The sequence below is a fragment of the Kitasatospora sp. NPDC058170 genome (assembly GCF_042883905.1).
In the GTDB taxonomy this organism is placed as follows: domain Bacteria; phylum Actinomycetota; class Actinomycetes; order Streptomycetales; family Streptomycetaceae; genus Kitasatospora.
Genome location: NZ_JBHVUV010000027.1, coordinates 1 through 13,997 on the forward strand (window position 1 = coordinate 1; position 13,997 = coordinate 13,997).

Below are 13,997 nucleotides of genomic sequence, written 5' to 3' on the forward strand. Positions count from 1 at the left end.
AGTCCTCGTACTGGACGTACTTGGGCTTTCGGCCGGTGCGGCGAGAGTGCGTGCCGGGCGTCGCGACGGGGCGAAGGTTGCCTGACGCGGCACTAAGCGGACCCGGACCCTGCCAAGGCGCCCGACGGCGGCGCCGGGGCCGCCTCCGGGCGCCGCGGCTCGAAGGCGGCTTCGGTGCCCGAAGGCGGGTCAGCGCTTGAAGGCGGGTCAGCGCTTGAAGGCGACGGCCGCGTACGCGGAGACGTCCTGCCAGCCGGCCGGGAGCTCCCCGGTGGGCACGTGCCCGGCCTCCGGGCGCCAGAGCGGGAGTTGGACCAGGCCCGGGCCGGCGAACTCGAAGTCCCCGAAGAACGGCTCGACGGCCGCGCGCGGGCGCAGCACCAGCGGGGCGCTGGCGCTCTTGTAGATCCGGGTGCCCTCGGCCGCGCTCTCCCGGGAGGCGAAGTCGGGGCTGCCGTGCGAGAGGATCAGCGCGCTGCCCGGCGCGAGCGCGTCGCGCAGGGTCCGGACGATCTCCCGGGCGCCGTCCTCGTCCCGGATGAAGTGCAGGACCGCGACCAGCATCAGCGCCACCGGCTCGCCGAGGTCGACGGCCGCGCGCAGACCGGGGTGTTCGAGGATCGAGGAGGGATCCCGCAGGTCGGCCTCGATGACGGAGGTGTGCCCGGCGGGGTGGCCGGCCAGCAGCGCCCGGGCGTGGGTGGCCACGATCGGGTCGTTGTCGATGTAGACGACGCGGGCGTCCGGGGCGGCGCGCTGGGCGACCTCGCTCGTGGAGCCGACGGCGGGGATGCCGGTGCCGATGTCGATGAACTGGCGGATGCCCCGGCCGGCCACGAACTCGACGGCGCGGCCGAGGAACTCGCGGTTGGTGCGGGCCAGCAGCGGCAGCGCGGGGTAGGCGGCGATGGCGGCCTCGGCGGCCTTGCGGTCGACCTCGAAGTTGTCCTTGCCGCCGAGGTAGTAGTCGTACATCCGGGCCGTGTGCGGGACGCCGGTGTCCAGTTCGGTCGGCGGCTGCCAGTCCTCGGACCGCGCCCAGTCCCAGTCCGTGTCCGCCCCCGCGGCCGCCACAGCGGTGCCCTCGTCCTCGTGCATCCTGTCCGCCCCCTATGCTCACCTGCCGGAATGCGCACCACCGCGCTGCGGGTGCCGCGGCCGACCGCCGAACTGCTCGGCGGGACCGGTCTGTTGCGACTCCGTTGCGAGTACCGGGCGGTGCGCCGTGATCGTATCCGACGACACCGTGCGGAAACAGCGCGAGTTCAGGTTCACGCAACGCCCACCGGACGGGTATGAGCACGTCGAACCGCTCGCTGGGGCACCCTCCGAATCGCCCGGGCGCCGCGTCGTCCCTATGCTGACTGCCGATGACTGCCGACCGCCGCACCGTACTGCGCTCCGCCGCCAAGCTGGCCGTTCTCACCGCCGTCGGCGGGCTGCTCACCGCCTGCGGGGACAGCGCCCCCCGCCGGACGGATCCCGGGCTCCTCGCCGTGCACGCCGGCACGGTCGACCCGCAGGGCGGCGACCCGGCCGCCGTCGACCCGGCCTGGGCCGCCGGGGAGGGCCCGGCCTCCCCCGCGCCGACCGCCTCGCCCGACCCGGCGCCCTCCCCGGACCTCCCGGCCACCGCCGCCCCGACCGCCACCGCGCCGCCGGCCCCGCCCGCGCTGCCGCCGCTGGCCCCGGGCACCCCGGCCGAGGTCGCGTACGGGCCGCGCACCGGCAGGAACGTCGCCCTGACCTTCCACGGCAGCGGGGATCCGAAGCTGGCCACCGCCGTGCTGGAGATCGCCGAACAGCGCGGCGCCAGGCTCACGGTGATGGCCGTCGGCAGCTGGCTGGACCAGCAGCCGCAGATGGCCCGCCGGATCCTGGACGGCGGCCACGAGCTGGGCAACCACACCCAGAACCACCAGAACATCTCCACCATGACGCCGGAGCAGGCCCGGGCCGAGATCGCCCAGTGCGCGGAGCGGCTGCAGCGGCTCACCGGCTCGATCGGCCGCTGGTTCCGGCCGTCCGCCGCCCAGTACGCCACCCCGATGGTGCGCGAGCAGGCCCGGGCGGTCGGGTACGAGCACGTGCTCTCCTTCGACGTGGACCCGCGCGACTACAGCGACCCGAGCGCCGCCGAGCTCCAGCGCCGGGTGCTCGGCTCGGTCAAGGGCGGCTCGGTGGTCGCGCTGCACATGGGCCACCAGTGCACGGTGGACGCGCTGCCCGGCATCCTCGACGGCCTGGCCAAGGCCGGACTCAAGCCGGTCACCGCCAGCCAGCTCTGCGCCTAGGGCCGGCGTCCGCGGGCTCCGCGCCCGGGGCCGGCCGTCCGCGGGCTCAGCCCATCGGGTCCTGCGGCCCGTAGGGGCGCAGCCGCAGCGTCCGGGCGTCGGCCGCGCGGATCTCCTCGGCGCGGCTGACCAGCTCCTCCAGGTTGTCCCGCCCGGCGTGGATGAAGCGCCCGTGCAGGGCGTCGAAGCGGCCGCGCGCCGCGTCCACCGTGACGGCGACCATGTAGGGGATGGAGCCCCAGGTCTTCATGTCCTGGAACATCGGCATCCCGGCGGTCATGTCGGTGGCCACCGCGCCGGGGCTGATGTCGAGGACCACGATGCGGTGTCCGGCGAGCGAGTCGGCGATGTTGTCGGAGAGCTGGAGCAGCGCGCCCTTGGAGGTGGCGTAGGCGGTGTAGTTGCCGTCAGGGCGCAGCGCGAAGCCGGAGTTGAGGTTGACCACCCGGCCGTGGCCGCGCTCGACCATGCCGGGCAGGACGCAGCGCAGCAGGTTGTAGGGGCCGCGCAGGTTGGTCTCGATCACCTGCCACCAGTGGTTGGGGTCGGTCTCCCAGAGCGGGACCTCGGCGTGGTCGACCTGGCCGGCGTTGTTGACCAGGAGGTCGACCGGGCCGAGGTCGCGTTCGACGACCCGGACGGCCTCGCGGACCGAGCCGTGCCGGGTGACGTCGGCGGTGACGGCGACCCCGCGGGAGCCGTGCCGGGCGCACTCCTTGAGGGTGTCGGTGAGGGTCTCGTGGGTGCGGCCGACGAGGCCGACGCCCATGCCCTCGGCGGCCAGGCCGATGGCGATCTCCCGGCCGATGCCCCGGCCGGCCCCGGTGACCAGGGCGACCTGTCCTCTGAGCGATCCCGACGGCATCCCGTTGCTCCCTTCGCCTGACCCCCGACCGTCCCGCATTCTGTCCGTCCGCGGGCGGGTCGGTACCCGGGCGCACGGGCGGCGGGAGCGGCCTCACCCGTTCGGCTCAGCCGGGGAGGGGATGACCTACCGGCCGGTACGGAGTAGTAACGTCGTCGGGGCGGTGCACCGGTTCACGCATTCCGGTACGCCCGCCCGCTGAACAGCAGCTTGCTGGGACACCTCGCTGGGTCACCCCCAGCACCACCGAAGGGCAACGGAGTGAGTGACATCGCGCGCGTCGGAGTGATCGGCTGCGGTCTCATGGGGTCGGGCATCGCGGAGGTCTTCGCCCGGGCCGGGCTGGACGTCCTGGTGTCGGAGGCCAGCGGTGAGGCGCTGGAGTTCGGCCGGACCAGGCTGACCAACTCCCTGGAGACCGCGGTCAAGCGCGGCAAGCTGACCCCCGAGCTGCGCGACGAGGCGCTGTCCCGGCTGGCCTTCACCACCGACCTGGCGGACTTCGCCGACCGCGACCTGGTGGTCGAGGCGGTCGCCGAGCGCGAGGACATCAAGGTCAAGATCTTCCAGACGCTGGACCAGGTGGTGGAGCGCCGCGACGCGATCCTCGCCTCCAACACCTCGTCGATCCCGATCGTGAAGCTGGCCGCCGCCACCTCGCGCCCGGAGCAGGTCATCGGCCTGCACTTCTTCAACCCGGCGCCGGTGCAGAAGCTGGTCGAGGTCATCCCGACGCTGACCACCTCGGCCGCCACCACCGAGCGGGTGGAGACCTTCGCCACCCAGGTGCTCGGCAAGGAGCCGATCCGGGCCCGTGACCGCGCCGGTTTCGTGGTGAACGCGCTGCTGGTGCCGTACCTGCTGTCGGCGGTGCGGATGTTCGAGTCCGGGGTGGCGACGGCGTCCGACATCGACAAGGGCATGGAGGCCGGCTGCGCCCACCCGATGGGCCCGCTGCGGCTGTGCGACCTGATCGGCCTGGACACCATCGTGTCGATCGCCGAGTCGATGTACGACGAGTACAAGGAGCCGCTGTACGCCGCTCCCCCGCTGCTGTCCCGGATGGTCGACGCCGGGCTGCTGGGCCGCAAGTCCGGCCGCGGCTTCTACGACTACACCGCGAGCGCCTGACCTCCGCACGCGCAGGGGGCGGGGAGGCCGTGGCCTCCCCGCCCCCTCGGCGTGTCCGCGCTCAGCTGTTGATGGCGTAGCTGTCGCCGTAGACCTTCCACTTGAGCGGGGGGTTGAGGTCGAAGTTCTTGGCGTTCAGGAAGACCAGCTGCTCGGTGTCGACGCGGCTGGTGTCGGAGTGCGCCTCCTCCAGCTTCATGGCGGCCTTGCGGGCGTCCAGGAAGGCCTTGAGGTAGGTGGCCTCGTCGCCGCCCTGCGCGGGGGACTTGGCCTTCTTCAGGGCGTTCTTGCGGATGGTGCCGAAGCCCGCCGCGTCGAAGCCGCCGCCGTGCATGACGATGGCGTCGTAGTAGGCGAACTGGCCGAGCGCGCGCAGGCCGTCGGCCTTGGCCTGGTTGACGGCGGGGTTGAAGTAGACGCGGTCGCGCTCGTCGTTCTGGGCCTGCAGGAAGACGGAGTCCTTGGCGGCGGTGGCCCAGTCCTTCACGAAGGCGCTGCCGAGGCCGCTGTGCGACTCGGTGCCGTTGACCTTGCGCAGGGCGGGCAGGTACTTGGCGAGGATGTTGCCGGGCTTGAGGTCGGTGTAGTGCTCGACCAGGTCGAGCATGTCGCCGGTGCCGGAACAGAAGCCGATGATGCCGGCGGTGTAGCCGCGGCCGTCCTTGATGTCCTCGATGTACTTGTACTGCGCCTTCCAGTCCAGCGAGGAGTTCTCGGCGCTGGACACCAGCTGCATCGCGATGTCCTTCTTGTGCGGGTCGTCCAGGCCGACGGCCTTCACCTGGACGACGGCCGCGGCCGGCGCGGCCTGGGCGGCGCCGGCCGCCGCCACGGTGGCGGGCGCGGCCACCAGGAGGGCGGCGAGGGCTATGCGTACGGTGCGGTGCTGCGGACGGTGCATCTGACGCTCCGTTTCCTTGGCCCGGGCAGGGGGTACCCGGGCTCCGTGGGAGTTAGGAAACTTTCCTAACTAAGAGATAGCGCCCACCGCGCCGCGTCCGCAAGGGTTTTGACCGAATCGCCTCAAGCGGCGGCCGGAAGTCACCGCCCGCACGCCGAAGGGCCCCTGGAGACCGGACGGTCTCCAGGGGCCCTTCGGTACGGCCCGCGGATCAGGCGCCGCGCAGCACCGCGCCGGTGCGGGCGAGGGCCTCGGCCACGGCCGCCTCGCGGGCGGCGCTCGCCTCGTCGGCGGTCAGCGTGCGGTCCGCCGCGCGGAAGCGCAGCGCGTACGCCAGCGACTTCCGTCCCGCGCCGACCTGCTCGCCGGTGAAGACGTCGAACAGCCGGATGTCCTCCAGCAGTTCGCCCGCCCCGGAGCGCAGCGCCGCCTCCACCTCGGCGGCCGGGACGGCCGCGTCGACGATCAGCGCCACGTCCTGGGTGGCCACCGGGAAGCCGGAGACCGCCGGACCGGAGACCCGCTCGACACCGTCGGCGGTGAGCAGGTCGAGGTCCATCTGCATCGCGCTGCTGCGCTCCGGAAGGCCCATCGCCTTCACCACGCGCGGGTGCAGCTCACCGGCGTGGCCGACCACCCGGTCGGTGCCGGCGACCAGCAGCTCGGCGCAGCGGCCCGGGTGCCAGGGCATCAGCTGACCCTGGCGCACGGTCAGCTCGACGCCGGCCGCGCGGGCCACCGTGCGGGCCGCCTCGACGGCGTCCGCCCAGGAGGCGTCGGCGCCCTTGCCCCACCAGCCGGAGGGCAGCCGCTCGCCGGCCAGTGCGACGGCGACCCGGCGCGGCTGGTGCGGCAGGGCGGCGTCGAGGGCGGCGAGCTCCTCGTTGCTGGGACGGTGGTCGACGGCCGGGCGCGGCGCGACGGACAGCTCGTCCTTGGGCAGGAAGACGGTGCCCGTCTCGAAGATCGCCAGGTCGGTGTTGCCGCGCCCGACGTTGCGGCGCAGCGCCCCGAGCAGGCCCGGCAGCAGCGTGGTGCGCAGCGCCGGCTCCTCGTCGTTGAGCGGGTTGACCAGCTTGACCGTGCGGCGGCGGCGGTCGTCCTTCTCCAGGCCGAGCGCGTCGAAGGCGGCCTCGCCGACGAACGGGTAGTTGTTGACCTCGACGTAGCCGGCGCCGGCCAGCGCCACGCCGACCCGGCGGTGCATCCGCTGGGCCTCGGTAAGGCCCTTGCCCGGCGGCACGGTGGGCATCCGGGCGGGCACGTTGTCGTAGCCCTCCAGGCGGATGACCTCCTCCGCGAGGTCGTACGGGTCGGTGAGGTCGGGCCGCCAGGTCGGCGGGGTGACCTCCAGGACGTCGGCGCCCGCGACGGAGCAGCCGATCTCCTGCAGGCGGCGGGTGACGCTCTCGCGGCCGTACTCGGCGCCGGCCACCCGGTCGGGCAGGTCCGCGGCGATGGTGATGGTGCGCACCGGGTGCGGGGCGGCGATGTCGGTGACCCCGGCCTCGGCGGTGCCGCCGGCGATCAGGACCAGCAGGTCGACGGCGCGCTGTGCGGCGGCGCGGGCGGCCTCCGGGTCGACGCCGCGCTCGAAGCGCTTGGACGCCTCGGAGGGCAGCTTGTGCCGCTTGGCACCGCGGGCGATGACGACCGGGTCGAAGTGGGCCGCCTCGATGATCACCTCGGTGGTGCCCGGGCCGGCGGCCGGGTCGAGGATCTCGGTGGAGGCGCCGCCCATGACGCCGGCCAGCCCGATCGGGCCGCTGGTGTCGCAGATCAGCAGGTCCTCGGCGGAGAGCTTGCGCGCGACGCCGTCGAGGGTGGTGAGGCGCTCGCCGTTCTCGGCCCGGCGCACGGTGATCGGGCCGTTCACGCGCTGCTTGTCGTAGGCGTGCAGCGGCTGGCCGACCTCCAGCATCACGTAGTTGGTGATGTCGACGGTCAGCGAGATCGGGCGGATGCCGGACTTCTGGAGCCGGCGCTGCAGCCAGATCGGGGACTTGGCGGTGGGGTCGAGGCCGATCACCGTGCGGGCGACGAAGCGGTCGCAGCCGGCCGGGTCGGCGACCTTGACCAGGTAGCCGAAGGAGTTGGCCGGGGGCACGTCCAGCAGCGCCGGGTCCGCCAGCGGCAGCCCGTACGCGGCGGCGGCCTCACGGGCCACACCGCGCATGGACAGGCAGTAGCCGCGGTCCGGGGTGACGGCGATGTCCAGCACCTCGTCGACGAGCTGGAGCAGCTCGATCGCGTCGGTGCCGGGCTCGTGGTGCTGCTCCAGGACGATGATGCCGTCGTGGTCGTCGCCCATGCCCAGCTCGCGGGCGGAGCAGATCATGCCGGCCGAGGTGTGGCCGTAGGTCTGCCGCGCGGCGATCGGGAACGGGCCGGGCAGCACGGCGCCCGGGAGGACCACGACGACCTTGTCGCCGACGGCGAAGTTGGTCGCGCCGCAGACGATCTCCTGCGGTGCGCCGGTGCCGTTGGCGTCGCCGACGTTGACGAAGCAGTGCCGGATCGGCTTCTTGAAGCCGGACAGCTCCTCGATGGAGAGCACCTGGCCGACGACCAGCGGGCCCTTGAGGTCGGTGCCGATCTGCTCGACGGTCTCGACCTCGAGGCCGGCGCGGACCAGGCGCTCCGCGACGTCGCGGCCGGTCTCGCCGGCCGGCAGGTCGACGTACTCGCGCAGCCAGGAAAGCGGGACGCGCATCAGATCTCCATCCCGAACGGGAGGGTGAAGCGGACGTCACCCTCGACCATGTCGCGCATGTCGGCGACGTTGTGACGGTTCATCAGGATCCGCTCCAGGCCCAGGCCGAAGGCGAACCCGCTGTAGCGGTTCGGGTCGACACCGCAGGCGATCAGCACCCGCGGGTTGACCACGCCGCAGCCGCCGAGCTCGATCCAGCCCTCGGAGGAGCAGGTGCGGCAGGGCCGGTCCGGGTTGCCGACGCTCTCGCCGCGGCACACGAAGCACTGCAGGTCGATCTCGGCGCTCGGCTCGGTGAACGGGAAGTACGAGGGGCGCCAGCGCAGCTCCAGGCCGTCGCCGATCAGCTTGGACACCAGCTGCTCGATGGTGCCCTTGAGGTCGGCGAAGGTGATGCCCTCGTCCACGGCCAGGCCCTCGACCTGCCGGAAGACCGGGGTGTGGGTGGCGTCCAGCTCGTCCGTGCGGTAGACCCGGCCGGGGCAGACCACGTAGATCGGGGGCTCGCGGTCGAGCATCGTGCGGGCCTGGACCGGGGAGGTCTGGGTGCGCAGCACCACGCCGGAGTCGGCGGAGCCGTCGGGCGCCCGGACGAAGAAGGTGTCCTGCATCGAGCGGGCCGGGTGGTCCGGGCCCAGGTTGAGGGCGTCGAAGTTCAGCCACTCGGCCTCGACCTCGGGGCCCTCGGCGACCTCGTAGCCCATGGCCACGAAGGTGTCCTCGATGCGCTCGGCCATCGTGGTCAGCGGGTGGCGGGCGCCGCGCGGGGCGCGGTCGTACGGCAGCGTGACGTCCACCGCCTCCTCGACCAGCACGCGGGCGTCGCGCTCCGCCTCCAGCTCGGTCTGCCGCCGGGCGAGGGCCTGGTTGACGGCGCCCCGGGCCTGGCCGATCAGCTTGCCGGCGGCGGCCTTGGCGTGCGGGGGCAGGGCGCCGATCTCGCGGTTGGCGAGGGAGAGCGCGGAGCGGTCGCCGGTGTGGGCGACCTTGGCCTGCTTCAGCTCGTCGAGGGTGGTGGCGGCGGCGAAGGCTGCGAGGGCCTCGTCGCGGGCCTGCTCCACCACCTCGGGCTTGAGGGCCTCGACCTCGACCGGGTCGTAAGACTTGTTGGGTGCCGACATCTCTATCTTCCCGTGCTCCTGCTCGTCCGTGCTCAGGTAAGGGGCTCGCCTCTGCGTCACGCCCGGCGTGGCCGGGGCACGGGCAGCCGCTCTCCGTACCGAAGAGGGGGATGTCCGCGGCGCAGCCGCGCAGGGCGTTGCGCAACGCCAAAGGTCGAGTGTAGTCGCAGCGCGTAGCGCGACTGTCGTGAAGCCCGTCCGGGAGCGCCCGGGAGCCTGCTCGGCTCCTTGCCCGCGCTCGTTCAGAGCATGAAGTCGGGCACCCCGGCGGGCAGGATAAATCGGAACCGGGCGCCGCCGCCGGGCGCGCGGTCGACGCGGATCGAGCCGCCGTGGGCCTCCACGATGCCCTTGACGATATAGAGGCCCAGGCCCGTGCCGCCGCGCTTGGAGCCGCGCCAGAAGCGGGTGAAGACGCGCGGCATCGACTCCTCGGGGATGCCGCTGCCCTCGTCGCTCACGGTGATCGCTGTGCCTTCCACGATGCGGGGCGGGGTGCCGGGGCGATCCCAGACGGGTGCCTCGACGACCTCCTTGGCCGGTGCCACCTCGATCGTGACAGTTCCCTCGCCGTGCCGCACCGCATTTTCCAGCAGGTTGGCCAGCACCTGGTCGACCTTGTCGGGGTCGGCCCACAGCACGGTGAGCGGCTCGGCGATCCGGATGTCGAAGCGGTCCTCGGGGGTGCCGGCCGCGACCTTGCCGTCGACGTGCCGGCGCACGGCGGCGGCCAGGTCGACCACCTGCTTGCGCAGCTCCAGCCGGCCGGCGTCGATCCGGGAGATGTCCAGCAGTTCGGCGATCAGCCGGGTGACCCGGTCGGCGTCGGCGTCGACGGTCTCCAGCATCAGCCGCTTCTGCCCGTCGGTGAACCGCTCCCACTTGGCCAGCAGCGTCGCGGTGAAGCCCTTGACGCTCGTCAGCGGCGAGCGCAGCTCGTGCGCGACGGTCGCGATCAGCTCGGCGTGGCTGCGCTCGGTGCGCCGGCGGGCCTCGGTGCCGCGCAGGGCGATCACCAGCCGCTCCAGCGGGCCCTGCGGGCGGGCCCGGACGTAGCGGGCGGAGACCAGCACCTCACGGCCGCCGGGCAGCAGCAGGTTGCGCTCGGGCTGGCTGGTGCGGATCGCCAGGCCCCCGTACGGGTCGGTCAGCTGCCACCAGCGGCGGCCGTCCAGGTCCTCCAGCGGCAGCGCGTCCGCCAGCGGGCTGCCGAGCGCGGCCTGCGGTGCGATGCCGGTCAGCCGGGCGGCCGCGCGGTTGAAGCAGACCACCCGGCCCAGGGCGTCGGCGACCACCAGGCCGTCCGGCAGGTCGTCCGGGTCCAGCTCTGCCCCGTTGACGGCCATGGGTGTCCTCCCCGATTACCCACCGTGTCTTTCCCCCCACCGAGGCAGACCCTAGCGCTCCTGGCCCTGTGCGCGACACCCTCCCGGCGAGCGCTGCGCACGGGCGGAGGCGTAGAGGCAGACGGCGGCGGCCGTGGCGAGGTTGAGGCTCTCGGCGTGTCCGTGGATCGGTACGCGCACCACCTCGTCGGCGAGTGCGCGGGTCTCCTCCGGAAGCCCCCACGCCTCGTTGCCGAACACCCATGCGCCGGGCGCGCCCAGGGTGCCCTCGTCCAGCTCCTGGTCGAGGTCGCGCTCCCCCGCGCCGTCCGCGGCCAGCACCCGCACGCCCGCCTCGCGCAGCCGGGCGACGGCCTCCTCGACCGGCACGCCGACGGCGACCGGGAGGTGGAACAGGCTGCCGACGGAGGCCCGGACGGCCTTCGGGTTGTACAGGTCGACCGAGGCGTCGGTCAGCACCACGGCGTCCGCACCGGCCGCGTCGGCGGTGCGCAGCACGGTGCCGGCGTTCCCCGGGTCGCGGACGTGCGCGAGCACCGCCACCAGCTGGGGGCGGGCCCTGAGCACCTCCTCGAAGGGGGTGTCGATGAAGCGGCAGAGCGCCACGATGCCCTGCGGGGTCACGGTGTCGCAGATCTCGGCGACGACCTCGTCGGTGGCGGTGAGCACCGGCAGGCCCTCGGCGAGGGCGGCGGCGACGATGCCGGCGTGCCGCTCGGCGGCCTCGGGGGTGGCGTAGACCTCGACCACGGCGTGCTCGGACGAGCCCGGCAGCTTCCCGAACGCGACGGCCTCGCGCACGGCCTGCGGGCCCTCGACGAGGAAGCGGCGCTCCTTGGTGCGCTGGTTCCGCTTGGCGAGCCGGCGGGCGGCGACCACCCGGGGCGAGCGCAGGGAGGTCAGCAGGGGGGTGTCGGTGCTCGGCATGTTCTCGTCTCTGGGGCGGGGAGCCGGTGGCGGGTGCTGGGCCGGTGCGGTGCGGTTCGGGGTGACCGGCGCGGCCGGACCGTCACGGTGGGCCCGGTGCGGTGGGGCCGGTGCTGGGCCGGTGCGGTCGGGGCCCGTGGCGCGCGGAACGCAAAACCGGACCCGCAGGATGGAGCCTGCGGGTCCGGTCAGCTCGGCTGATCCAGGAGGATCAGGCGGCGTCGGCGGCAGCCTTCGGGGCGTTGACGTCGGCCGGCAGCGCCTTCTGGGCGACCTCGACGAGCGACGCGAACGCGCCCGGGTCGTTGACCGCGAGGTCCGCAAGCATCTTGCGGTCGATCTCGACGCTCGCGGCCTTCAGGCCCTGCACGAAGCGGTTGTAGGTGATGCCGTTGGCACGGGCCGCAGCGTTGATGCGCTGGATCCACAGCTGACGGAAGTCGCCCTTGCGCTTCTTGCGGTCGTTGAAGTTGTAGACCAGCGAGTGGGTGACCTGCTCCTTGGCCTTGCGGTACAGGCGCGAGCGCTGGCCCCGGTAGCCGCTGGCGCGCTCCAGGATGACCCGGCGCTTCTTGTGGGCGTTGACTGCCCGCTTGACGCGTGCCACTTGATTACTCCTTGAGTTGGACCACGGACTACTTCACGTGGTCCGTCATTCGAATGGGTCGGGAAGGATCAGCTGCCCCGTCAGCGGCTCGCGCCGGACGGGAGGGCGATCACTTGCCGAGAAGCTTCTTGATCTTCTTGGCGTCAGCCGGGGCCAGCTCGACGGTGCCGGCCAGCTTGCGGGTCAGCGTCGAGGGCTTGTGCTCCAGGAGGTGGCGACGGCCCGCGCGCTCGCGCAGCACCTTGCCAGAGCCACTGATCTTGAAGCGCTTGCTGGCGCCACTGTGCGTCTTCTGCTTCGGCATTTCGCCGTATCTCCTCGTCGGTCCGTCCACGCCCGCGCGGTTTGCGCCGCGCGGGCGTGAAGGATGGATCTGTGATGACCGGGCAGGACGCCCCGTCACCCTGGTGGCCGGTCTCCCGGGCCGCCCTGGCCGGTGAAGGCTCAGGCGTCCTGGGAGGCCTCGGCCGGCTGCTCGACCTCGGCGGCGACCTCGGCGGCCTCGTCGACCTCGGCGGCCTCGACATCCTCGATGTCGTCGGCCTCGTCGGCCTCCGCCTCGGCTGCGGCGTTCTCGGCCTCGAGCGCCGCGTCCTCGTCCAGCTCGGCGGCGTCGGAGCCGGGGGTCCGGCCCTGTCGCTCGGCCTTGCGGGCGTCGGCGAGCGCGCGGGCCTCGGCCATCGCCTCGGTCTTCTTCTTGTGCGGGCCAAGAACCATGATCATGTTTCGGCCGTCCTGCTTGGCCGAGGACTCCACGAAGCCCAGGTCCTGGACGTCGTTCGCCAGCCGCTGCAGCAGTCGGAAGCCCAGCTCGGGGCGGGACTGCTCACGACCGCGGAACATGATCGTGATCTTGACCTTGTCGCCCTGCTTGAGGAACCGGACGACGTGACCCTTCTTGGTGTCATAGTCGTGCGGGTCGATCTTCGGCCGGAGCTTCATCTCCTTGATGACCGTGTGCGCCTGGTTCTTGCGCGCCTCACGGGCCTTCATGGCCGACTCGTACTTGAACTTGCCGTAGTCCATGAGCTTGCACACCGGCGGCCGGGCGGTCGCCGCGACCTCGACGAGGTCAAGGTCGTACTCCTGCGCAAGCTCCAGCGCCTTGGCAAGCGGCACGATGCCGACCTGCTCGCCGCTGGGACCGACGAGTCGCACCTCGGGGACGCGAATCCGGTCGTTGATGCGGGGCTCGGTGCTGATGGGGCCTCCTCGGTTGCACCTTCTGCGATGCGGCCGTCGGACGGCGGTCGCACGTAGTGGACTCGACCACTGGGCGGGGCTTCATTCGTGCTGCGCTGCCTGACTTGCTGGTAGGCACTGCATGCACCGCGACACGAAAAAAGCCCCGCTCGGTGCAAGCGGGGCTCCACATATCCGGGGGCGGTACCCGGTGAGGGGCACTGCGGCGACTCGGCACCCTGCGGCGCCCGTCGCGGACCGGGACCCGTCGACGGTGAAGCCGATCAGGTGGGAGACTTTCGCGGTTGCCCTCTCGGGCCTCCTGTGAGTGGAGCCTCCACTTGCTGGCCAGGCGCCCTGGGGGCTCCCGGCCGGTCAGTCTCGAAGCATACAGCGTTTCGACTCCCGGCGGTATTCCGCCCCTCGCTCCCCGTGGCCCGGGCCGTTCCCCCGCGCCCTTGTACGCTCCTGGTGTACGTACACCGGCACGACGGAGTGAGTCCCCTTGAGCACCGAGCCCACCCAGAACCCCGCCTCCGACGACGAGGCGCTCGGCTTCGACGACCTCACCCGGGACATCGCCGAGGTCCCGGCCGTCGAGGTGATCACCACCGTCGCGGTGCACCTGATGAGCGCGGCCGCCGTGAAGTGCGGGCTGGCCGAGGGCGGCGAGGCGGACAAGGACCTCGACGAGGCCCGCAAGCTGATCACCGCGCTGGCCGGGCTGGTCACCGCCGGCGCCCCCGAGATCAGCAACTTCCACGCCGCGCCGCTGCGGGACGGCCTGAAGTCGCTCCAGCTGGCCTTCCGCGAGGCCTCCCTCGTCCCGGACGCCCCGGGCGCGGGCCCCGGCGAGAAGTTCACCGGGCCGGTCTACGCCTGAGCCGCCGCACACCCGTGAAGGTGCCCC

13 protein-coding genes are annotated in these 13,997 nt (G+C 72.8%); 3 read left to right on the top strand and 10 right to left on the bottom strand.

The window, feature by feature from the left end; all coding sequences use genetic code 11:
• Window positions 1–207: 207 nt before the first annotated feature.
• Window positions 208–1,098, bottom strand: coding sequence for an SAM-dependent methyltransferase (locus ACFVVX_RS27770; RefSeq protein ID WP_387949392.1), 891 nt, complete (start codon window positions 1,096–1,098; stop codon window positions 208–210).
• 272 nt (window positions 1,099–1,370) lie between these two features.
• On the opposite strand from ACFVVX_RS27770, the gene ACFVVX_RS27775 reads away from it, so the two are divergent.
• Window positions 1,371–2,294, top strand: a complete 924-nt coding sequence (locus ACFVVX_RS27775) for a polysaccharide deacetylase family protein (RefSeq protein ID WP_387949394.1) — start codon at window positions 1,371–1,373, stop codon at window positions 2,292–2,294.
• Between the two features lie 46 nt (window positions 2,295–2,340).
• On the opposite strand, the gene ACFVVX_RS27780 is transcribed toward ACFVVX_RS27775, so the two are convergent.
• Window positions 2,341–3,159: an SDR family NAD(P)-dependent oxidoreductase gene (locus tag ACFVVX_RS27780; protein WP_387949396.1), complete on the bottom strand. Its 819-nt coding sequence runs from the start codon at window positions 3,157–3,159 to the stop codon at window positions 2,341–2,343.
• Window positions 3,160–3,420: 261 nt separating this feature from the next.
• On the opposite strand from ACFVVX_RS27780, the gene ACFVVX_RS27785 reads away from it, so the two are divergent.
• A complete protein-coding gene (locus tag ACFVVX_RS27785; protein WP_387949398.1) occupies window positions 3,421–4,290 on the top strand; it encodes a 3-hydroxybutyryl-CoA dehydrogenase in 870 nt (289 codons plus the stop codon).
• A gap of 61 nt (window positions 4,291–4,351) precedes the next feature.
• On the opposite strand, the gene ACFVVX_RS27790 is transcribed toward ACFVVX_RS27785, so the two are convergent.
• The 8 genes from ACFVVX_RS27790 to infC form a co-directional block, all read right to left on the bottom strand.
• Complete coding sequence (locus tag ACFVVX_RS27790) at window positions 4,352–5,191, bottom strand: chitosanase (protein ID WP_387949400.1); 840 nt, start codon at window positions 5,189–5,191, stop codon at window positions 4,352–4,354.
• 211 nt (window positions 5,192–5,402) lie between these two features.
• Window positions 5,403–7,904 carry a phenylalanine--tRNA ligase subunit beta gene (gene pheT / locus ACFVVX_RS27795; protein WP_387949402.1) on the bottom strand — a complete coding sequence of 834 codons (2,502 nt, stop codon included), beginning with the start codon at window positions 7,902–7,904 and terminating at the stop codon, window positions 5,403–5,405.
• A complete protein-coding gene (gene pheS / locus ACFVVX_RS27800; RefSeq protein WP_387949404.1) occupies window positions 7,904–9,025 on the bottom strand; it encodes a phenylalanine--tRNA ligase subunit alpha in 1,122 nt (373 codons plus the stop codon). The genes pheT and pheS overlap by 1 nt, the downstream gene beginning before the upstream one ends.
• A gap of 242 nt (window positions 9,026–9,267) precedes the next feature.
• Window positions 9,268–10,371: an ATP-binding protein gene (locus ACFVVX_RS27805; protein ID WP_387949406.1), complete on the bottom strand. Its 1,104-nt coding sequence runs from the start codon at window positions 10,369–10,371 to the stop codon at window positions 9,268–9,270.
• A 51-nt stretch (window positions 10,372–10,422) separates the two neighbouring features.
• On the bottom strand, window positions 10,423–11,298 hold the full coding sequence (locus ACFVVX_RS27810) for a TrmH family RNA methyltransferase (protein ID WP_387949408.1): 876 nt from the start codon (window positions 11,296–11,298) through the stop codon (window positions 10,423–10,425).
• Between the two features lie 211 nt (window positions 11,299–11,509).
• The gene (rplT, locus tag ACFVVX_RS27815; protein ID WP_030055649.1) at window positions 11,510–11,905 is read right to left on the bottom strand and encodes a 50S ribosomal protein L20; all 396 of its coding nucleotides are present in this window, start codon (window positions 11,903–11,905) and stop codon (window positions 11,510–11,512) included.
• 109 nt (window positions 11,906–12,014) lie between these two features.
• The gene (gene rpmI, locus ACFVVX_RS27820; RefSeq protein ID WP_030055648.1) at window positions 12,015–12,209 is read right to left on the bottom strand and encodes a 50S ribosomal protein L35; all 195 of its coding nucleotides are present in this window, start codon (window positions 12,207–12,209) and stop codon (window positions 12,015–12,017) included.
• 140 nt (window positions 12,210–12,349) lie between these two features.
• Window positions 12,350–13,108, bottom strand: coding sequence for a translation initiation factor IF-3 (infC, locus tag ACFVVX_RS27825; protein WP_387949569.1), 759 nt, complete (start codon window positions 13,106–13,108; stop codon window positions 12,350–12,352).
• Between the two features lie 484 nt (window positions 13,109–13,592).
• Here infC and ACFVVX_RS27830 point away from each other — a divergent pair, with 484 nt between their 5' ends.
• Window positions 13,593–13,970, top strand: a complete 378-nt coding sequence (locus ACFVVX_RS27830; protein WP_387949410.1) for a DUF1844 domain-containing protein — start codon at window positions 13,593–13,595, stop codon at window positions 13,968–13,970.
• Window positions 13,971–13,997 lie beyond the last annotated feature (27 nt).

What these genes read in the sequence shown, in the direction of transcription:
- ACFVVX_RS27770 (WP_387949392.1), bottom strand. Translation starts at nt 1,098, where the DNA reads ATGCACGAGGACGAGGGCACCGCTGTGGCGGCCGCGGGGGCGGACACG.
- ACFVVX_RS27775 (WP_387949394.1), top strand. Translation starts at nt 1,371, where the DNA reads ATGACTGCCGACCGCCGCACCGTACTGCGCTCCGCCGCCAAGCTGGCC.
- ACFVVX_RS27780 (WP_387949396.1), bottom strand. Translation starts at nt 3,159, where the DNA reads ATGCCGTCGGGATCGCTCAGAGGACAGGTCGCCCTGGTCACCGGGGCC.
- ACFVVX_RS27790 (WP_387949400.1), bottom strand. Translation starts at nt 5,191, where the DNA reads ATGCACCGTCCGCAGCACCGCACCGTACGCATAGCCCTCGCCGCCCTC.
- pheT (WP_387949402.1), bottom strand. Translation starts at nt 7,904, where the DNA reads ATGCGCGTCCCGCTTTCCTGGCTGCGCGAGTACGTCGACCTGCCGGCC.
- pheS (WP_387949404.1), bottom strand. Translation starts at nt 9,025, where the DNA reads ATGTCGGCACCCAACAAGTCTTACGACCCGGTCGAGGTCGAGGCCCTC.
- ACFVVX_RS27805 (WP_387949406.1), bottom strand. Translation starts at nt 10,371, where the DNA reads ATGGCCGTCAACGGGGCAGAGCTGGACCCGGACGACCTGCCGGACGGC.
- ACFVVX_RS27810 (WP_387949408.1), bottom strand. Translation starts at nt 11,298, where the DNA reads ATGCCGAGCACCGACACCCCCCTGCTGACCTCCCTGCGCTCGCCCCGG.
- rpmI (WP_030055648.1), bottom strand. Translation starts at nt 12,209, where the DNA reads ATGCCGAAGCAGAAGACGCACAGTGGCGCCAGCAAGCGCTTCAAGATC.